At 50.7% G+C, this 19,789-nt stretch carries 17 protein-coding genes and 1 pseudogene; 11 read left to right on the top strand and 7 right to left on the bottom strand.

The features are described 5' to 3' along the window. Positions 1 to 83: 83 nt before the first annotated feature. The 4 genes from nirK to BDT_RS12650 all read left to right on the top strand — a co-directional run bounded on the left by nirK (position 84) and on the right by BDT_RS12650 (position 3,206). Positions 84 to 1,502, top strand: a complete 1,419-nt coding sequence (gene nirK, locus BDT_RS12665) for a copper-containing nitrite reductase (protein ID WP_041577805.1) — start codon at positions 84 to 86, stop codon at positions 1,500 to 1,502. A gap of 29 nt (positions 1,503 to 1,531) precedes the next feature. Further along, positions 1,532 to 2,278, top strand: a complete 747-nt coding sequence (locus BDT_RS12660) for a formylglycine-generating enzyme family protein (RefSeq protein WP_015091641.1) — start codon at positions 1,532 to 1,534, stop codon at positions 2,276 to 2,278. Positions 2,279 to 2,290: 12 nt separating this feature from the next. Further along, entirely contained in the window at positions 2,291 to 2,887 is a 597-nt protein-coding gene (locus BDT_RS12655; RefSeq protein ID WP_015091640.1) for an SCO family protein, read from the top strand. Between the two features lie 61 nt (positions 2,888 to 2,948). After that, positions 2,949 to 3,206, top strand: coding sequence for a DUF2249 domain-containing protein (locus tag BDT_RS12650; RefSeq protein WP_015091639.1), 258 nt, complete (start codon positions 2,949 to 2,951; stop codon positions 3,204 to 3,206). A 44-nt stretch (positions 3,207 to 3,250) separates the two neighbouring features. On the opposite strand, the gene BDT_RS12645 is transcribed toward BDT_RS12650, so the two are convergent. Together BDT_RS12645 and BDT_RS12640 are read right to left on the bottom strand one after the other, a co-directional pair. Beyond that, positions 3,251 to 3,766, bottom strand: a complete 516-nt coding sequence (locus tag BDT_RS12645; RefSeq protein ID WP_235046116.1) for a hypothetical protein — start codon at positions 3,764 to 3,766, stop codon at positions 3,251 to 3,253. Next, a complete protein-coding gene (locus tag BDT_RS12640) occupies positions 3,708 to 4,436 on the bottom strand; it encodes a Crp/Fnr family transcriptional regulator (protein WP_015091637.1) in 729 nt (242 codons plus the stop codon). The genes BDT_RS12645 and BDT_RS12640 overlap by 59 nt, the downstream gene beginning before the upstream one ends. 157 nt (positions 4,437 to 4,593) lie before the next feature. On the opposite strand from BDT_RS12640, the pseudogene BDT_RS19405 reads away from it, so the two are divergent. Continuing rightward, a pseudogene (locus tag BDT_RS19405) lies at positions 4,594 to 5,655 on the top strand (NnrS family protein); the annotation flags it as partial. On the opposite strand, the gene nrdD reads toward BDT_RS19405, so the two are convergent. The 5 genes from nrdD to BDT_RS12610 form a co-directional block, all read right to left on the bottom strand. Further along, positions 5,594 to 7,495: an anaerobic ribonucleoside-triphosphate reductase gene (gene nrdD / locus BDT_RS12630; protein ID WP_015091636.1), complete on the bottom strand. Its 1,902-nt coding sequence runs from the start codon at positions 7,493 to 7,495 to the stop codon at positions 5,594 to 5,596. The pseudogene BDT_RS19405 and the gene nrdD overlap by 62 nt on opposite strands. After that, a complete protein-coding gene (nrdG, locus tag BDT_RS12625; protein ID WP_015091635.1) occupies positions 7,492 to 7,959 on the bottom strand; it encodes an anaerobic ribonucleoside-triphosphate reductase activating protein in 468 nt (155 codons plus the stop codon). Before nrdG ends, nrdD begins: the two co-directional genes overlap by 4 nt. 90 nt (positions 7,960 to 8,049) lie before the next feature. Beyond that, on the bottom strand, positions 8,050 to 8,694 hold the full coding sequence (locus BDT_RS12620; protein WP_015091634.1) for a Crp/Fnr family transcriptional regulator: 645 nt from the start codon (positions 8,692 to 8,694) through the stop codon (positions 8,050 to 8,052). A gap of 12 nt (positions 8,695 to 8,706) precedes the next feature. Continuing rightward, on the bottom strand, positions 8,707 to 9,408 hold the full coding sequence (locus tag BDT_RS12615) for a Crp/Fnr family transcriptional regulator (protein ID WP_015091633.1): 702 nt from the start codon (positions 9,406 to 9,408) through the stop codon (positions 8,707 to 8,709). Positions 9,409 to 9,449: 41 nt separating this feature from the next. After that, complete coding sequence (locus BDT_RS12610) at positions 9,450 to 10,442, bottom strand: hypothetical protein (RefSeq protein WP_041577801.1); 993 nt, start codon at positions 10,440 to 10,442, stop codon at positions 9,450 to 9,452. Positions 10,443 to 10,558: 116 nt separating this feature from the next. On the opposite strand from BDT_RS12610, the gene BDT_RS12605 reads away from it, so the two are divergent. The 6 genes from BDT_RS12605 (at position 10,559) to BDT_RS12580 (ending at position 19,728) form a co-directional block, all read left to right on the top strand. Then, a complete protein-coding gene (locus tag BDT_RS12605; protein WP_015091631.1) occupies positions 10,559 to 11,404 on the top strand; it encodes an HNH endonuclease family protein in 846 nt (281 codons plus the stop codon). Positions 11,405 to 11,502: 98 nt separating this feature from the next. Continuing rightward, positions 11,503 to 12,234 carry a hypothetical protein gene (locus BDT_RS12600; protein ID WP_015091630.1) on the top strand — a complete coding sequence of 244 codons (732 nt, stop codon included), beginning with the start codon at positions 11,503 to 11,505 and terminating at the stop codon, positions 12,232 to 12,234. Further along, on the top strand, positions 12,231 to 12,527 hold the full coding sequence (locus BDT_RS12595; protein ID WP_015091629.1) for a hypothetical protein: 297 nt from the start codon (positions 12,231 to 12,233) through the stop codon (positions 12,525 to 12,527). Before BDT_RS12600 ends, BDT_RS12595 begins: the two co-directional genes overlap by 4 nt. 83 nt (positions 12,528 to 12,610) lie before the next feature. Continuing rightward, on the top strand, positions 12,611 to 13,900 hold the full coding sequence (locus tag BDT_RS12590) for a putative Na+/H+ antiporter (protein WP_015091628.1): 1,290 nt from the start codon (positions 12,611 to 12,613) through the stop codon (positions 13,898 to 13,900). Between the two features lie 84 nt (positions 13,901 to 13,984). Further along, a complete protein-coding gene (locus tag BDT_RS12585) occupies positions 13,985 to 15,796 on the top strand; it encodes a PAS domain-containing hybrid sensor histidine kinase/response regulator (RefSeq protein WP_015091627.1) in 1,812 nt (603 codons plus the stop codon). Positions 15,797 to 16,041: 245 nt separating this feature from the next. Then, positions 16,042 to 19,728 carry an ABC transporter transmembrane domain-containing protein gene (locus BDT_RS12580; protein WP_015091626.1) on the top strand — a complete coding sequence of 1,229 codons (3,687 nt, stop codon included), beginning with the start codon at positions 16,042 to 16,044 and terminating at the stop codon, positions 19,726 to 19,728. Positions 19,729 to 19,789: the final 61 nt, after the last annotated feature.

Raw genomic sequence — 19,789 nt, 5'->3', positions numbered from 1 at the left:
TGGATGATTGATGGCCGTCATGTATTTTCCGTCAGTTGTTCGCGACTATGAAGCTGCAGATGAATTCATCAAGGAGACAAAAGATGAAAGACTGGAATTATAAAAAGATACTCTTGGCAGGCTTGTTGATCGGCGCAGCTCCGGTCGCGGCAATGGCGGAAAAAATTAAAGGCGAGGAAGTGGCCGTCTTGACTGACGCCCCGGAAGTGCCACCACCGATCACTCGCAAACACGCCACTAAAGTGGTTGTGAATCTGGAAACTAAGGAAGTAAAACTGCGTCTGGCCGACGGGGTGGATTATACTTTCTGGACATTCGGAGGCAAGGTGCCGGGCAAGTTCATCCGGATTCGTGAAGGGGATCAGGTGGAATTCCATCTGCACAACCATCCTTCCAGTAAATTGCCGCACAATATCGACTTGCATGCAGTGACAGGTCAGGGTGGTGGTGCCGAAGGCTCCTTCACTGCACCGGGACATAGTTCCACTTTCAGCTTCAAGGCGCTGAATCCGGGCTTGTATGTTTATCACTGTGCAACTGCGCCGGTGGGGATGCACATTGCCAATGGGATGTACGGTTTGATTTTGGTTGAACCTAAAGAAGGTCTGCCAAAAGTGGACCGCGAATTCTATGTTATGCAGAGTGAGTTCTACACTAAAGGCAAATACGGTGCGCCGGGTTTGCAGCCTTTCAGCATGACTAAGGCGGTCGAAGAAAAAGCGGACTACGTGGTCTTTAACGGCAGTGTGGGTGCTTTGGTGGGCGACAATGCCATGAAAGCCAAAACTGGTGAAAAAGTCCGTTTGTTTGTGGGTAACGGTGGACCGAACCTGGTGTCTTCCTTCCACGTCATTGGTGAGATCTTCGACAAGGTTTATGTTGAAGGCGGCAAGCTGGTGAATGAAAACGTGCAGACTACTTTGGTTCCGGCCGGTGGTTCTGCCATCGTTGAATTCAAGCTGGACACTACTGGCACTTTCATTCTGGTCGATCACTCGATCTTCCGCGCCTTTAATAAAGGTGCCATCGGGATGCTGAAAGTCGAAGGTAAAGAGGATCATGAGATTTATTCCGGCAAAACTAAAGACGGTATCTATCAGCCCGAGGGGGGCGTGATCCAGGAAATCGGTGCGGAAGCTCCGAAGCAGATTCCAGCCAAAACTTTGGAAGAGCGTCTGGCGGGCGGGAAGCGTATTTACGATTCATCCTGTTTTGCCTGCCACCAAAGCAATGGCCAGGGTTTGCCGGGTGCGTTTCCTCCGCTGGCGAAATCCGACTTCCTGAACAACAGCAAGGAAAAGTCCATTTCTGCGGTGATCCACGGTCTGGAAGGTCCGGTGAAAGTGAACGGCAAAGAATTTAATTCTGTTATGCCGGCTCAGATCCTGTCTGACGAAGATGCGGCGAACGTGCTGACTTATGTATACAGCATGTGGGGCAACTCGAAGAAAGTGGTGACTCCGGCGGATGTTAAAGCTGTCCGTGCAGCAGGGAAAAAGTAAGCGTCAACGAATCAGTAAGGAGGTTGAAAATGGACGGAATTAAACAGGGTCTTCTGATCGTGGCCGTCCTTTTCATCAGCCTCAGTGCCTTGGCGCTGAATCAAGTGGTGATCCCCGGCGGAGAGTTCAAGATGCCGGCCCGGCTGAATCAGAAAAAACAGACGGTGGCCCCCTTTCAAATGGACCTGCATCCGGTGACCAATGCCGACTATCTGGAGTTTGTGAAAGCAAATCCCCAGTGGCGAAAATCCCAGGTAAAAAAGATTTTCGCTGATGCCAGCTATCTGGATTATTGGAAGAACGATCTTCATTGGGAAGACAAAGTGTCCGGGCAGTCCCCGGTGGTGCGAGTCAGCTGGTTTGCGGCACGTGAGTACTGCGCGTGGAAAGGTCTGCGGCTGCCGTTGACCAACGAGTGGGAATACGTGGCGTTAAGTCCCTTTAAAAATGACGCCGACATCAAGGCTTTGATTCTGGAATGGTACGGGCGGGGGGCGGAGTGGCCCTTGCCGAAAGTTCAAAAAGGAAGTGCCAACCGTTTGGGTGTGTATGACATGCATGGGTTGATCTGGGAGTGGGTTGAAGATTTCAACACGGCTCTGGTCACCGGTGAGTCCCGCGCTGACGGGGGGCTGGATAAAAATCTGTTCTGTGGTGCCGGGGCTTCCGGTGCAGCAGACCCGGCGGATTACGCCGCTTTTATGAGATTTGCATTTCGCAGCAGTTTGCAAGCCCGATACACTGTTCAGAATCTGGGCTTTCGCTGCGCTAAATAACAGGAGTGATTTATGAAACTGTCAAAAGTACTGCCCATTGGTGTTGTTCTGCTGATGGTGGCAATGGCCCAGGCCAATGACCATCATCATCACGCCGCCCCCGCGGCCGCGGAAAAGAGTCCGGCTTTAAGCGAGGACTCAATCTATAATTTGAATTCATCCTTGCTTGATACTGACGGGAAGAAAGTGAATCTGGAAAGCCTTCGAGGGAAGCCCGTGGTGATTTCCATGGCCTATACCAGCTGTGTGTACACTTGCCCCCTGATTGTGGCGCAAATGCAGCAGATTGAAAAAGCCCTGCAGGCCAAAGGTAAAAAAGACGTGCGCTTTGTTCTGGTCAGCTTTGATCCGGAAAAAGACAAGCCCGCGGTGTTAAAGGCCTTTGGTAAAAAGAAAGACCTCAGTGGACAGTGGAGCCTGCTGACTTCCAAGTCTGACAAAGAACCACGCGAAATCGCCAGTGTGCTGGGAATCAAGTACAGCAAAGTAGAGGGCGGCGACTATGATCATTCTTTCATTATCACTGTGCTTGACGCCGACGGTGTTCCACGTGGCCGCCAGGTGGGTGCTGCGGGGGATCCAAAAGATCTGATAAAATTCATCCCTTGATCCTGATCAAGGCGGGCGCTGAGTTTTCATCCTAAATTGGGGAAAACAAAGGAGTGATTCCATGAAAGAACTAGTCATTGAAGCTCAGAAAATTGAACCAGCGACCCGCCATTCTTTTATTTTCGAAAGTTTTGACAAGCTGGAAGGCGGCGACAGCCTGCTGATCGTGAACAACCATGATCCGCTTCCGCTGCTGCGCCAGTTCGGTGAAGCCCGTCCCAATCAGTTTGTTGATGAGTATCTTGAAAAAGGTCCGGCGGTTTGGAAGCTGCGCCTGACGAAAAAGAAAAAAGAAGGCTGCTGCGGTTTCTGCGAGTAGCCTGAAACAAGCCCCCTGTTGCGCCCGCGACAGCGCAACAGGGATCAGCTTAACAGTTTTTCACACAAGACAAACAGACACCCATCCTCTTTGGCGATATGCCGGCGAAGCAAGCTTTCATAGTCGGCCTTTAATACTTCAAAATATCCCGGATAGATTTTTTGCATGTCAGGATTTACCAGAATCTTCAAAGCTTCGGCTAACTCATGACCCAGTTCATGCTCATCCATCGGAAGACTTAAGGGACTTTGTGGGTTCAACCAGTTGAAACTGGCGTAAGCACAGGCTTTGGGGAAGCCTTCTTCATACAGCTTTCGCAGATGCTGGCGGGGGGCTTCCTGCGGATTTAAATCCAGTTCCATGCCCCGGAAATAAGTGCATAACGGTCCGCCTTCGCGCAGCAGCGGGTGACCCGCCACTGCGGGGAACAATTCCTGTTCCTCGAGGGGATGATGCACTTTTTCGACGAAATGGATGATTTCCAGAATGGAAACTTGTTCTTCAAACATTTTCAGGATGATCTGATGTTCCTGTCGCAGTTTTTCGAGAAGGGCGTTCACTTTCCACCTCCTTCAGGGCTTGGGGATCCAGAATTTCAATATGATGGTCTACGGTGCGGATCCAGCCTTGTTTGGTCCATTGGCTTAAAATGCGGATGACGGTTTCGCTCTGGGTGCCGGTGCGATCGGCAATATCCAGTCGGGTCAGGGGAAGCTGAATATAGGTTTTGTTCGAATCTTGGCGATCCAGCAGGCGCAGTAAAAAGTCCGCCACTCGATAGGGGGCCAGTTTGTGGGATTTGCAGATGTCATTCTGGAACTCCAGAAAACGCTCGGAAATCTGACGGTTCACCTTGCGGCGCAGTTCCGGGATCAGCATCAGGCGGTCAAAGAAAATGCCGATGGGGATCTTTAGCAGAGTGCTGTCTTCATTGGCGACCGCAGAAGTCGGGTAACGGGGCTGCGGCAGGCCGGCCATGGCAACGCCCAGGAATTCACCCTGGCTTAAGAAATTAAAGATTTTCACCGCTCCTTTTTCGATGGACTCCTGAATTTTGAATGATCCATATAGCACCAGATAAATGTGTTCTATGGGCTGGCCTTTTTTGAAAAGGATCTCGCGATGAGAAATGTGAATCAGCTCAAAATAAGGGGACAAAGAACGAAGATCACGGTCGTTCAGGTGGCGCAGAAAGTCTTGTTTTTTTAAAATGGCAATAATGTCTTTCATAGGACCCTCTTACTTAGAATGCGGTGCTTTCGCAGGTAACAACATGATCCGGATCAACTTCGCCACTTTTTACCCAATATTGATCCCGATCATGTGATCAGCCGTGCAGTTGGAGTAGTTTGATTCTGAGACCCGCGAAGGGTGAAATGAGGCAGTTATGAGTACGACTTCAATGGATGCTTACCGGTATTTCTTTCCTGCAGGATGGGTGATGGCCATCTGGGGAGTTTTATTGTGGATTTTGTTCCCGTGGAATCTGGTTTCCTATCCGGGACTTCATCATCCGGAAATCATGTCCGGTGGATTCTTTCTTTGTTTTGTGGCGGGCTTTTTAATGACGGCGGCTCCGCGATTCACCAACACTTTTGGCCCGACTGCGGGTGAACAGAAAGTATCGTTGTTGCTGATCGGTGTGTTGTTCGCATCCCTGCTGCCAGCAGGCAAGACCCTGTTTTATGTGAGCGTCACTGCGCTTTTCGTGTTTTTGATTTTCTATATGGCCCGCCGTTTTTTGAATCGTAAAAGCAATCCGCCGGATTCATTTCTTTTTGTCGGTGTGGGTTTAGGGGCGGGGTTGTTGGGCTGTATGGCTTTACTGGCCGGTGAATTCATCAATATTCCAGGTCCGCTGTATTCTTTGGCACGCACATTCTTGTTGCAGGTCTATGTTCTGTGTCTGGTGATGGGTGTGGGCAGCCGTTTGATTCCCGCACTTTTGGGCTGGGCTCCGCTGCCTACTGAAGCTGGCAAAGCAGCACCGCGGATTAAACTGTTCTCGTCGCTGGCGGTTCTGTTTGTGGCAAGCTTCGTTTTGGAAGTGCTGGTCAACGCGCAAGCCGGTCAGATTCTGCGCACAGCCGTCATGGCTTATATCGTGTTTTCTTTCTGGAAGCTTCATCGTCTTCCGCAGCGCCGGGCTTTTCAAAGCTGGTGGTTGTGGGGTTCCGCCTGGTTGATGTTTGTGGGACAGGCCGCAACCGTATTTGTTCCGTCTTTCCGGGTGCATTTGCTGCATGTGATTCTGGTTTCAGGTTTGGGTCTGATGACCTTCATGATCGCAACACGCGTGACTTTGTCCCATGGTAAGCATGACATGATCATAGAGAAAAGCTCCAAGGGTTTGTTCCTTGGAGCCTTCCTGATGGCGCTGGCCGGACTTACACGCCTGTCGGCGGGTTTTGCTCCGCATATCTATCAGTCCCATCTGGTGTATGCGGCATATACCTGGATTCTGGGGCTGCTGGTGTGGGGCTGGATTTTCCTGCCAAAGATGATACGCGTGAAGGAGTAGGGTGATAGAAACGTTTTGCCGCCTCAGTCTGGCGTGCCTTGCTGAAGGCGGAAACACGTTTCAAATAACCAATGACCCGGGTGGCGTGATCAACATCGTGGCTTCCACAGTCGCTGCATTTGTACAGCGTTCTTTTGTCGATATGTTCACAGGCGTTGCAGATGGTGATTTTGATATTCACACACCAATAGTTGCAGCCCGACAATGCCGCCGCACGGATCAGTTTTAAGAAACCTTCGGCGGTCAGCCTTTCTTCCAAATTAAGATGTAATGCGGATCCACCATCAAGGTACTGCATCATCTCTTTGCCGTGCAGATCCATCTTGTCCAGAGGATTCACAGAATCATTTTCCACCACATAGAAATAGGAATTGTAGCAGTCCCGCGGGACGAACAATCCGTCCTTGCGGTCCCACTGGGCGTTTTTAACCCCCAGATTTTCAGCCGGCACAAATTCGGTGTTGAACATATAGCCATAAGTTTGACGGGCTTTGCGGTTGGCATCATAAATCACTTTCAGCTTTTCGCGCACAAAGTCCTTGTACGGGCCGGAATTTTCGACGCTCAGCCCGCTGAATTCAGCGGCTTCCACCATGCCGTTAATTCCGATCGTCAAAAATTGCTTGTTCAGGGAAATGAATCCGGCAGTGTATGCCGTCAGCAGTCCGGCTTCAAAGTATTCCTGCATCAGCTCACGATAGGCGACCTGATACTTTTGCACCTTGTCCACCATCCCGGCCAGATCCAGGTTCTTTTGAACCAGGCGGTTCATGTTGATGGTGATAACATTAATCGACCCCGTGGCAACACCTCCGGCCCCCAGGGAATAACTGAAGGTGTTGTCGGAAATCTCGTTGCGCAGGCGGCAGCAGCTGGCCAGACTGTCGGCGGAATCACTCATGTACATAAAGAAGCTGTTGCCGCGGCTGAGTTCTTGCGCGCACATGGTGGCAAAGGCTGTGTCCCGCGGACCTTGTTCATCAATCAGCATGGCGGCGGTCACCACAGGGAAAGTTAGAATCGCTTTTTTACGTTCTTCGTTGAACCAGGACATGAAGTGCGCCTGAAGTTTTTCAACGCTGTCCCAGCGGGGCAGATCACCATCCGGGAATACAAAGTCACCGAACAGGGATTTGAAATAGTATTCATCATAAGCAGAAATATTCCAGAAGACGGACTGGTATCCGCGGGCAGCTGCGGGTTGGTTTAAAGCATAAACCACGTGCTGCAGGTGATTATTGATCAGGCGTTGGTGGGTTTTCAAATAGTCATCACCATAGTCCTTGCGGGCAAAGTGATCGAAGTACATCAACCATTCCACCGTGGCGACGGCCCCGGCAAACTGGGCAGACACGGCAAAAACCAGATTCACAAAGCAGCCACAGAAGCTTTCCAGATGTTGGGGGGCTTTGGATTCACCGCCCAGATCGCGCAGACCTTGCAGCAGCAGAGGATACATGGAAATGGAAGCGCAATAGGGCTTTAGCGATGTTTCATCATGAACATAGATTTCATGACTTTCGATCTGGCGTACATATTCGGCGGAAAGCTCGGGCCCGAACAATGCGGCGATTTTTCCGGCGACCAGGCTGCGGTTGATCTGGATATTGATGTCCTTGTTGATCTCTGCCTCCAGCGTCGCAATATTCTTTAAAGTGACGTTGGCGTTGGCGTCCAGTCTGGAACCTTCCGCGGCATTGGCGGCGGATTTGTACTGCTGGACGAAGGCGATCTTTTTCTGAATTTGTTCTTCAGTGAGTCTGATCATAGGGAGGGCTCCTTTGTGTTGTGTTGAAAAAGATGATTTAGAATTTTACCGGTGCGCAGATCCCGAAAGACCTGGTTTGTTGTGGGGGAATCAAGGCCACCCAAAGCGCGGACCCAGGGGCCGGTCTTCAGGTAATCAAGACCTTCAAGCAAACGAACTGAAACCTCGGTCAGGCCCGTGTAAAGGGCCGTGTGAAGATGATTGTGATGGCAGACTTTTAAAAACTGACAGAGCTCGGCTTCATGCCATTCTCCACCCAGAAACAGAACGCAAGTGATCCTGCCACGGTAACGTGTGATCAGCTGCTGCAGCAGTTCCGTGGTTAAAGGCGTGCCGGTTTTTTCAGTCCATAGCTCGGGGGAATGGCAGCCCGGGCATTTCAGCGGGCAGCCACAAACATAGAACGCCAGGGACACATGATCCGGCACTTCCTGGAAGACGATGTCGTACTTGTAGATGTTCACTGCAAGCCTCCCGATACAACAAGGATATCGGGCCGGACTTTCGTGGCATCCCTAAAAAGGGGAAAGGATGATCGGCATCATCCTGAAGAATTATTTGGAGCTTTGCAGAATTTGAATCTGTTTGTGATTCATCTTGATCTGGCCGTCACTTTCAAGTTCCGCCAGGGCACGTGAAAATGTTTCGGGTCTGAGTCCCAGCATCAGGGCCACTTCGTGCTTTTTGCCGCTTAATTGCAGCAGATCTTTGTTCTGCTCGGATTGCAGTCGGCACAGATAAGTCCACACACGTTCTTTTGCGGAAGGTGTGTTGATGTTTTCAATGACGTTATTCAGGTTTGCCATCCAGCGGACCAAAGAAGCCACCACGGATTGATACAGCAGGGGGTTCTTGTCCAGAATGGCCTGCAGGTCTTTTTTCGGCAGATAAAGAACTTCGGTGGGTTCGGTGGTTGTGGCGGTGTCGGCTTGACGATCCTGCCCCAGCAGACTGCCTTCACCAAAAGTTTTTCCGGCACTCAAAAGGCCCAGAACAATTTCTTTTCCGGCAGGGGAGATCTTGGAGATTTTCACCACACCTTTGGTGATTAAGAACAAACCTCTGGATTCTTCTTCCTGCTCAAAAACCAAGGCATTCTTGGCAAAGGTTTTTTTCTGAATCACAGAAAGGATTTGTTCAGTGACGTTTTCTTCCTGAGTGGAGCAGATCGGACAGTTGTCGATAAAGCGCTTTTCCATAACAACCTGCCGTTAGCGGATTTCCGCGCGATCGCGCAGTTTATCTTTGGACAGAATGCGGATGCTGCGACCATCAGTCTGGTCAATCAGGCCGTCTTTTTCAAATTGCGACAAAGTGCGGATGACGGTTTCAGGTGTCGTCCCGGCCCACTGGGCGATTTCACGGCGGGTCCAGTTCTGATGGGCGAAATGATCTTGCAGGAACAACAAAGCTTCGGCGATACGCTCGGAAGCTCCTTTGTCCATTTGATCCATCCATTTTTCTTCAGCCAGACGCAGGTCTTTGGAGATATGGGACAAAAGTTTCATCGCCAGATCAGGATGATTTTTGAAAATGTTCATGATCTCGGCTTTGGGAACAAAGCAGAGTTCACAGTCTTCCACCGCGACGGCAGAAGCGTGATAAGGCTCGTTGGCAAACAGCGAGCGGTAACCCAGGGTGCCGCCAGGACCCACCAAACGCAGAGTGTGCGCCGCGCCCGAGGCGGACGTCACTTCCAGTTTTACCAGGCCGGACTGAATGGTGAAAATTCCCAGCGGATCGTTGCCGGAATAGAAGATCATCTGACCTGCTTTAAAGCGGCAGGAAACGCGCGCCTTTTCCACCATAAGCAAAACATCCGGATTGGAGCACAGGATGCTATCAAGGCGGTTGCCACATGTTTTGCAGTTTTCTGGGGTGGATTGAGGGCTGCATTCTTTTTTGATCGACATAGGGGCAGTCTATCAGAAAAAGCCTTTTTCGTCATGAAAGTTTATTGATACTGCAGCAGGGCTGAGTGCAACAAAAGGCTGTCATCGAGACCTTGGAACAGGGGCGTATTCAAGCGCTGGGCCGCACTGTGAGCTTCCAGCGGCAATTCCCAGATTTTCAGGCTGGACTCGTACAAACGCTGAAATTCAGCTTCTGTGGCCTCTGAAAGTGCCTCAGTCATGGCCAAGCCTTCACGCCGTTTGAAGTAGCCCAAAAGTACGGCCTTGAAGGTTTTAAGCAAATGCAGCGGGAAAGAGTTCATATCTGACATCAGATACTCAAACTCCTTTTTAAAGACGGCATCGGTTTGCAGCATCCCCTGAATGTCGTGGAAACCAAACACCACCATCAAGCGGCGGCTGAATTCAATTTGTGCGCGGGCCTTCACGGGATCTGCAAAAAAATGATCCGCGTGAATCAGGTCATGCACAATGAAACCCAGAACATCACGGCCTTCTTCGACGAATTCCTGCATTTCCGTCAGATCCTGCAGCATCGAAACGCAGCGTTGCCCTTCGGTCTGCATGCTCAAGACCTCTTTTGGTGTTGGGACATAAGACAGCAGACGCAGCGGGTACTGGCCGTTTTCCCACGCCATCAGTGATTGCGCGACGGACAGTGGAATAGAGCGCCAGCTGTGGGCACAGAAATAGCTTAAAAGATCGTCGGGGCGCTGAAAGCGGGCCAGGGACTTGGCCTGACGCAGGTCTTCAGGAAGCTCTTTTTGCAGCAACTCGAAAAAGGTCTGACAGCTGATTCGTGAATTGACCGGAAGGGTTGCCAGCGGCTGGTTGTGCGGGCCCCCCAGAAAGTCTTTCGGGCGGCGCAAAAAGCTGAATATCAAAATGTAAATTGCCGCGATTTCCGCGTCAGACAAGGATTTGCTCTGCCACAGACGCATGAAAACCTGCAGGCACTTGTGGGCCAGCGGGCTTTGTTTTTGGAGGAATTCGTCTTCCAACAGACGATGGCGGAATCGGCCGACGCGTAACATAATTGGATTTGTAGCGGAGCCGTTAACAGAAGTCTAACAAATAAACTCTTTGCCAAGGCCCCGAATCCCTTTTCTAATAAGGAAACAACGATGCTCTAAAAGGATTTGGAGACTTCATGAAGAAAACGTTTCTTGTGATGATGTTGGTGGCCACCTCGGGAATTTCAAAGGCCCTGGCAGAAGAAAATCTCGCCAACCCCCGTTTCGATGACTATTACACAGTCAGGGAATCCCTTTCTGCTAATTCTGAAAATTTCACGGGCCCCTGGGAAGCAGCTCAAAATCTGCTGCACGAAAACGAAGAATTTTTCACTGAACTGCGCAGCCGAATTTATTCACTGGTGCGTTTTGATCATCACACCGATGGATATGGAAATGTCGGGGAACGCTACAATCGCGCCAAACACTTCGGTGGCTGGCTGAATGATCATCGCGATGAAAACTGCTACAACACACGCGCCAAAGTTTTGATGCGTGATTCAGATGTGCCGGTGGATTTTGCCTCTAACGGTTGCACGGTCTCCACGGGGAAGTGGCAGGATCCGTATGGGGATCGTCAGTATTCCCGCGCCAGTGACATTCAGGTTGATCACTTCGTTCCGCTGAAGAATGCTTACATCAGCGGAGCCCACAAATGGAATCGCACGAAGCGCTGTCTTTATTCCAATTATCTGGGCAATGAATTCCATCTGCTGTCGGTGTTCGGAAAAGAAAACGCCTCCAAGAGTGATAAAACTCCGGAAGGTTACATGCCACCGAATCCGGCCTATCGTTGTCAGTACCTGGTGCAGTGGTTGAAAGTGAAAATGATCTGGTCCCTGGGGTTAACACCACCTGAAAAAGACACCGTTTTACGACTGGCCAGCGAGAACCGCTGTGATTTGAATGAATTCGTTTATAGCGAAGCCGACCTTCAGAATCAGCGTCAGTTTATGAGTGATAATATGGCTCTGTGCCAATAGGTTCGCTCTGAGAATATGGAAAGATTAAGAAACCAATAAGGAACGGATTTCGGCCTGAAATCCCTTAAATCCGCGGTCGGGGTGCCGATAAGAACCCCATGAAAACAGTTCTTATTTTACTGGTCCTCATTGCAGCCTTCGCAGCGGAAGCGCAGGAAAGCTGCCCTCAGTCCAAAAGCACGGTCAAGGATCTGCAAAGTATTTGCGACGAACTTAATAAATCCAATCAGTCTCACTGCAAAGTGAATGCGCCGGCCAAAACCGATTCGGTGCCAGCCATCACCTATGGCATCTTAAGTGCCTCGGGCAAGATGAAGTCTCTGTTTGAGAAAATGGAAGGCATGCAGAAAGCCTTTTTGGCAGAGGCGGGTGGCTGTCCTGGCGGCTGCTCACGCATCAATGCACCAGTGGTTGAGATTGCCACACAGCCCACCGCAGTGGTGAAGCACGCATCGTGTCCGGATCAATACACAGCCCTGAAGCTCAGTTCTTCAGAGCAGCAGCGATTCGCCATCGGGCAGAGCGGGGACTATTTCAAAAAATCATTCCGGATGCGTGCGGATTCTAAAAAGTGTCAGGAAGCGGCCACCACTTATGCACAGGAAACATTGATGGGTGAAAATGAACTGGGTTCTTTTCTGGAAGACTCCAAGTGCAAATCACCGTGTTCGTATTCCTCCGTCATCCGCCTGAAAACCCAAAGTACGGGCAAAGGCGAGTGTGCGGTGGATCTGGAGTTGGCAGTGCAGTGCGGTTCTCCGAAAAAGGATCGTGAGTGGCAGACTCAAGCCAAGCTGACCAAAACTTTCAGCTGTGAGGTGGCACAATGATGAGAACCCTGTTGATTGCATTGGTGATGTCGGCGTCGGTGGCTCACGCCAAAGTCTGCAAGGACTCAGATCAGGGCCTGATTCCTGAATCCGCAGGTAAAGTCATTTATTCACTGGGTGATGAAAACTGCCTTGGGGACAGCTGCTATCGTCAGGTGGTGAAAGAATTTGATCGATGCCTGGATTCGCAGAAACTTTTGGAGTTTGCGTGTCAGCAGGGCGAAATCATCGAAAAAGAAATCCTGTGCGCGCCTGACCAGGCCTGCCGCCAGGGAGCTTGTGTCAAGAAATAGCGGAATTGGACTCGGAGCAAAATCGCACCGGGTTTTTCCGGTTCTGTTTGGCACGGGTTTTTGTCTCTGTGTAGTATGTCTGAATGACATACACAACGATTGAACTCATCGGAACTATTTTGTTTGCACTGGCGGTCATTCACACCTTCATGGTGGGGCGTATCTTGGCCTGGTCCCATCACTTTCCCAAAGATTCATTGTGGAGCAATTTTCTTCATCTATTAGGTGAAATCGAGGCGGTGTTTGCCATCTGGGCTGCCATCTTCATGGCGATTTTTATCAGTCTGGAGGGTTGGACAACCGCACTGGATTATCAGAGCAAGCTGAACTTTATTGAGCCGTTCTTTATTTTTGCCATCATGGTTGTGTGTTCAACACGGCCGGTTCTGGCGGCGGGACGCAAAGGTATTTTGTTCATTTCATCTTTGATTCAAAAAGTCTTTCGCACGCCAGCGGTTCTGACGGATATTTTTGTCGTGCTGATTCTGGGGCCTTTGAGCGGCAGTTTCATCACCGAGCCTGCGGCAATGACCGTGACGGCATTTATGCTGAACTCGATGCTGCAAAAAGAAAGCAGCAAACTGATTTACGGGCTTATTGCCGTGCTGTTCGTGAATATTTCCATTGGCGGTGCGCTGACTCCGTTTGCAGCACCTCCGATTTTGATGGTGGCCGGTAAGTGGAACTGGGACTTTGCTTTTGTCATGTCTCATTTCGGATGGAAAAGTGCGATTGCGGTTGTGATCAACACGGTTCTTTTGATTGCGGTCTTCCGCAAACAGCTGACCGAAGGCTGCATCACTTTGCGTGAAGTGGAAACTCGTCTGGCTGGTTCGCAGGCGGCGATCCCGGTGCCGGTGACACTGGTTCATTTGTTGTTTCTGACGGGGATTGTGGTGACGGCCCACTATCAGAATGCCTTTATGGGAATCTTCCTGCTGTTCCTGGGCGTGGCGGCGGTGACTCAGCGTTATCAGGATTCTTTGCGCTTGAAGGAAAGTCTGCTGGTGGCAATGTTCCTGGGTGGTATCATTCAGTTTGGTGCGTTCCAGAAATGGTGGCTGGCTCCCTTGCTGGGCAGTATGAGTGATCTTTTGTTGTTCAAAGGTGCGGTGGGTTTGACTGCTATCACCGATAATGCGGCACTGACGTATCTGGGGTCACAGGTCGAAGGGCTAACTGATGCCAGCAAATACGCACTGGTCGCAGGTGCCATCGCCGGGGGTGGACTTACGATTATTGCCAATGCGCCGAACGCAGCGGGGTATTCCATCTTAAGCCATAAGTTCCCAGGTGGTATTAAGCCATTGAACCTGCTGATTGCAGCCCTGGTGCCTACGGCGGTGGCGGTGATTTGTTTATGGATGTTATAGACACTGAAATTCAGAGGTCCTAACTTGGGAAGCCATCTTATTATGAGGTGGCTTTTTTGTTTTTTACCCTGTTAAGATTTCTCAATGGAATCCCGTTACGACGCTCTCTTTGAATTGTCCAATGACATGGTTGGTGTCTTTGGAGAAGACTGGCGTCCGACGAAACTGAATCATGTTTGGTCTGATGTGCTGGGATGGTCCACCGAAGAGCTGATGCAAATGCGCTTCAGCGACCTCATCCATCCGGACGATATCAAAAGCATTGTCAGTCGTTACGACAAGATTCAAAAAGGCGAAGTGATTCGAAACTTCCTTTTGCGTTATCGTTGCAAGGACGGCCAATACAAGTTTCTTTCCTGGAACTATCAGTACGATCCGACAGGCAACGATGCTCTTTGTGTGGCGAAGGACACGAGTCCACAAAAAATCTTTACCGAAATATCTGGTCAGGCCAACGCCGAAGGTCCCATTGGAACCTGGAGCATGGATGTTCTTACGGGCCGGCATTTCTGGTCCCGCGCTCTTTACGACATTTTTGAGGTGGATCCGCAAACCTACGATCTGGATCGTTTGCGCGGTTTTGAAATGATCGCGGAAAAAGACCGCGCCCTGATGATCGAAACCCATCAGCGTCTGATGGAGCACGGAACAGATTATGATATCGAGGTTCTGGTTCGGTCGGGCAAAGGGCGGGTGTTCCCAGCGCGAGTGATGGGAACAGCTTTGCGCCAAGAAGGGCAGATCGTTCAGATTTATGGTCTGATGTATGATGTCGCGCAAAAACGCAGCTTTGAAAAAGAGCTGCGCTATCAACAGTTCCTGTTGAAGATGTTTTTGCAGTCGTCGCCAGCCATTGTGTACGTCAAGGACTTGGGCGGTCGTTATCTGCTGGTCAGTCCCACGTTTGAACAGCTGGTGGGAAAACTCAGTGCGGATCTGGTTGGCAGAACAGACCAGGAAATTTTCGGTGTTGAAGACGCAAAACGTTTTTCTGATTCCGACAGTCAGCTGATCGCAGAACAGCGCCCGCGCAGCTATGAAGAAAGTCTGACTTTCGTGGATGGCTCGCAAAGATATTATCTGTCAGAAAAGTTCCCGCTGCGTGATGAAGGGGACCATCTGATTGCCATTGCCGGGGTGTCCACCGACATCACCGAACTTCATCGTTACCAGCAAGAGCTGGAAACTGCCAAAGAGGCCGCCGAAGCCGGAACCCGCGCCAAATCCGAGTTTCTGGCAAATATGAGTCATGAAATTCGCACCCCGATGAATTCAATCATGGGGATGTCCGAATTGTTGCTGGATACAGAGTTAAGCCCTGATCAGCGCCAGTTTGTGACAATTCTGACCCGGGCTTCCTCGAACCTGTTGAATTTGATTAATGATATTCTGGATATTTCCAAAATTGAGTCCGGCTTGATGGTGATTGAAAAAGTTCCGTTCAACGTACGGGAATCCGTCCGCCGGGCTTTTGAAATTCTGATGATCAAGGCCGTGGAAAAGAAACTGGATCTGAAATTGGATATCGACCCGCAGGTGCCCGAGAAGATTAACGGGGATGCCTCACGCTTTCAGCAGGTGCTGATCAATCTGATCGGGAACGGTTTGAAGTTCACCACCCACGGGGAAGTCAGAGTGCAGATGAAGGTGAGCGATGATCAATTGTGGGTCGGTGTGAAGGACACAGGCATTGGCATGGCGCCAGATCAAATGCAGTGGCTCTTTACACGTTTTTCACAAGGGGATTCATCGATCACGCGGCGCTTCGGCGGTACCGGACTGGGTTTGAGTATCAGCAAACAGCTGGTCGAGAAAATGGGCGGAACTATTGGAGTTACCAGTGAAATCGGCCATGGATCAGTCTTTTATTTTACGCTACCTCTGGGATCAAAATAAGATCCTTTGGTTTTTATTTTAGGAGGGGGCTAGACAAGCCCTTTTTCTTTGGTTAGGCTTTAAAACATCTCACACGAGAGGAGGACCACATGATTATGATGAATATCAGCTCATTGAATTCAATGTTGGGCCTTCTTCTGTCACAGTTCTAAGGTCACTTGTTCATTTAAGAACGGATCTTATTCTTCTGCACAATTAAATATTTGACTGTTTTTACGCCCATTTAGGGCAGTTATGGATTCGTTATGAATTTTTTCAGACGTTTGTTGTTCACTGATGTCACGCCCCTGGTGAAGTTAGCGAAAACGAAAAATATCGAGGAAAGTGATCTGCTGGCTCTGCCACCAGAACTGCATCCTCAGCATATTAAGGTTGATATGCAGGAAATCAGCTGGAAGTCCCCAAGGGCTTTGCTGTTTTCTTTGATCCGCGCTTTGCGTGATTTCACCAGACCTTCTTACACGTGGTATCTGGCAAGCTCGGTGCTGGCCCTGCTGTCGCCGGTGTTTGTGAATCGCTTTGTCGGGACTATTTCTGCCGGAGTGACGGCCGAAACTTTGCCGACGGCATTGATTTATGGTGTGGCGCTGGGGCTGTGTGGATTCCTTTCCGGTCTTTGCATGCAGCACTATTTCTTCAATTCTTTGAAGGCCTATCAGGTCGCGACGAATATTTTGAATGAGCGTCTGTTCAAACACAGTTTGAAGCTCAGTCAGAAGGCGCGCCAGAAAAATCAGGTCGGCGATATCGTCAACCACATGAGCACGGACAGTGACAACGTGTCGGACTTCCCATTGGTATTCGGGGATCTGATTTCGGCAAGCTTCCTGATCGTCGGTGTGGTGGCGATGCTGTTCTATTATATCGGCTGGTCCGCACTGGCGGCCCTGGCCGTACTTTTCACTTTGGCGCCATTAACCAATTACGTGGCAAAAAAGTTCACCCATCTTGATGAAGAGATGATGGAACACCGCGACCGTCGTGTGACCCTGATGACTCAGGCGATGAATGCGATCCGCGTGGTGAAATACTTTGCCTGGGAAAAAAGTGTTGCCAAAGAAGTGACTGAAGTTCGTGAAAAGGAACTGACCAGCCGTCGTCGTTTGGCGAAAGCGGAAGTGGTTTCAAGCCTGGGTTATCTGGCAGTATCCACACTGGTTTTGTTTGTGGCTTTGGCGGTGCATGCCTGGCGCGGGGAAAAGCTGGATGCCGCGGTGATTTTCACCTGTATTTCTTTGTTTGGTTTGCTGGAAGGTCCGTTTGGTGATTTGTCGCGACTGATTTCCCGTGCGACCAATGCCAAAGTGGGTGCTCGTCGTATCCTGGAATACCTGAATGAGGATGAAGTTGAAATCTCCACCGAAGAACGCACCGATGGTGCGGCCGTGGGGCTGCACCTGCAGCACCTGAGCCTTCGTCATGACGGAGCGGTTTCTGATGTGCTTCACGATGTGAACGTGAATGTTCCGGCGGGAAGCTCATTGGCCATTGTTGGACCGGTCGGGGCGGGGAAAAGCTCGCTGTTGATGTCCTTATTGGGGGAAGTGGCTCCGCGTGAAGGTGCGTTGCATTTTACACCGGAAATGCCGGGACGTCCGCGCATGGCCTATGTGCCTCAGGAAGCTTACATCGTTAATACATCACTGCTGGAAAACTTGCAGTTCGGTGAAGAGGTTTCCAAAGAAGAGCTTCGTCGTGCTTTGCACAACAGCTGTTTAAGCCGAGACCTGAAGGAATGGTCCGGGGGACTTCGCACCGAGATCGGTGAAAAAGGCGTGAATCTGTCCGGAGGGCAAAAGCAGCGTGTGGCGTTGGCCCGTGCGTTCTTGCGTAAACCACAGATCGTGCTTTTGGATGACCCGTTGTCAGCGGTGGATGCCGATACGGAAAATCTGCTTTGTGAGCGTCTGATTTTTGGCGCGTGGAAGGATGTGACCCGCATTGTTGTGACGCACCGACTGGAACATTTGGCGCAGTTTGATCAAGTGATTTATATCCAGCACGGACGTGTGCAGGGGCAAGGTACTTTCGCAGAACTGGTGAAATCTTGTGCGCCGTTTGCAGAGTTCTATAAAGAGCACGGCAAAACTCAAGGTGAAGAGCATGAATCCCGACCGGCAGACACGGCTCAGGAAGCAGCGTCCATCAATGAAGAGCTGGAAGCCAAAACCACCCGCGTGACGGAAGACGAGGATCGTGAAGTGGGGGCGGTGAAGGGCTCTGTATACTGGGACTATATTAGTTCCCTGGGGGGGGATGGCAAATACACCAAGCCTTTGATTCTGGCGACGCTGTTATTGGGTGCTACCGGCGTGACGGTTCTGCCCTTGGCGCAGAAAGCCTGGCTGTCTTATTATTCCGGACATCAGACCGAGTGGCTGGCTTTGACCGCCATCGGGATTTACGGGCTGATTGGTGTGATGGTTCTGGTGGGTTCATTGCTGAATCATCTGTTCTGGCTGGATCGCGGTATTCGCGCCGGCAAGAACATGCACGATAAGATGCTGAAAAGTGTTTTGAGTTCCCCGGTGCGCTTCTTTGATTCGACTCCGGTGGGGCGTATTATTCAGCGTTTTTCGCGAGATGTGGAATCGGTGGATGTGTACCTGCAATGGAGCTTTGATTCAGCCGTTCACTGTGCGTTGCAGGTGATTGTGTCGATCGTGCTTATTCTGGGCCTGATGCCTTTGATGGCGTTTGTGATTGTTCCGGTGATGGTTCTTTACTATGTGCTGCAACGGGATTATCGCCGTCCGGCTCGTGAAGTGAAGCGCTTTGACAGTGTGGCGAGGTCTCCTCGTTATGCGCACTTCAAGGAAAGCCTGCAGGGTCTGGTGGTCATTCGCAGCTTTAACAAGGCACCGTGGTTCATGCAGAATTTCTATGCGAAACTTTCGCACAGCAATCGCATGTTCTATTCACACTATATGATCAACCGCTGGTTTTCGTCGCGCATTCCGCTGGTGGGGGGCTTGATTTCCATGGCGACGGCCGTGGGTGTCAGTTTGTCGGCTTACTACGGCGTGATGGATGCCGGAACGGCCGGTCTGGTGACGTTGTACTCGCTGTCGTTCTGGGGTTTCCTGAACTGGGGTGTTCGTATCTTTGCCGATATTGAATCGCGCATGACTTCGATTGAACGTCTGAAGTTCTTCTCGAATCTGCCGGGTGAAGTGTCCGTACTGAAACCTTTGCCTGAACCACTGCGCCCGACATGGCCGGAGTTTGGCGAGATTTCCGTCGAGGGTTTGAAGGTGCGCTATGCGAACCATCTGCCGCAGGTTTTGAAAGGAATCACTTTCAAGGTCGAGGCGGGAAGCCGCGTGGGTATCATCGGTCGTACGGGCTCGGGAAAAAGCACGTTCTTCCAGTCCTTGTTCCGCTTTATTGAGGCGGAAGAAGGCAGCATCAGTATTGACGGCGTGAACACTGCCAGTGTGCCGCTGGAAAAGCTGCGTCGCAGTCTGGCGATCATTCCGCAGGATCCGACTCTGTTTATGGGAACGATCCGAAACAATCTGGATCGTTACAACGAGTATTCAGATGACGAGGTCACGGGCGCGTTGAGGCATGCTTCCATGTGGGAATATGTACAAAGCCTGCCTGAAGGCATGAACTCGACGGTGGCCGAAGGTGGCTTGAACTTAAGTCAGGGACAGCGTCAGTTGCTGTGTCTGGCAAGAGCTTTGCTAACCAAGGCGCGGGTGATCGTGATGGATGAAGCCACCGCCAGCGTGGATGTGCAGACGGATGCTCTTTTGCAAAAAGTCATTCGTACATCCTTTGCGGGCGTGACGATGTTGATCATTGCTCACCGTTTGGGAACGATTGCGGACTGTGATCAGATCGTTGAGATTTCTGCGGGCGAAGTGAAATCCATTCGTCGTCCCACGGAATTTTCACAGGAAGAGATCGAAGAAAGTCTGGTGTAATTTCAGATTTTTGCAGATAAACACAAGGCCCCCTGGTTTCTTGGCAAACCCGGGGGCCTTG

Origin of the sequence: Bdellovibrio bacteriovorus str. Tiberius (assembly GCF_000317895.1) — a bacterium.
Classification (GTDB): Bacteria; Bdellovibrionota; Bdellovibrionia; order Bdellovibrionales; family Bdellovibrionaceae; genus Bdellovibrio; species Bdellovibrio bacteriovorus_F.
This window is presented reverse-complemented; position numbering and strand designations above follow the sequence as displayed.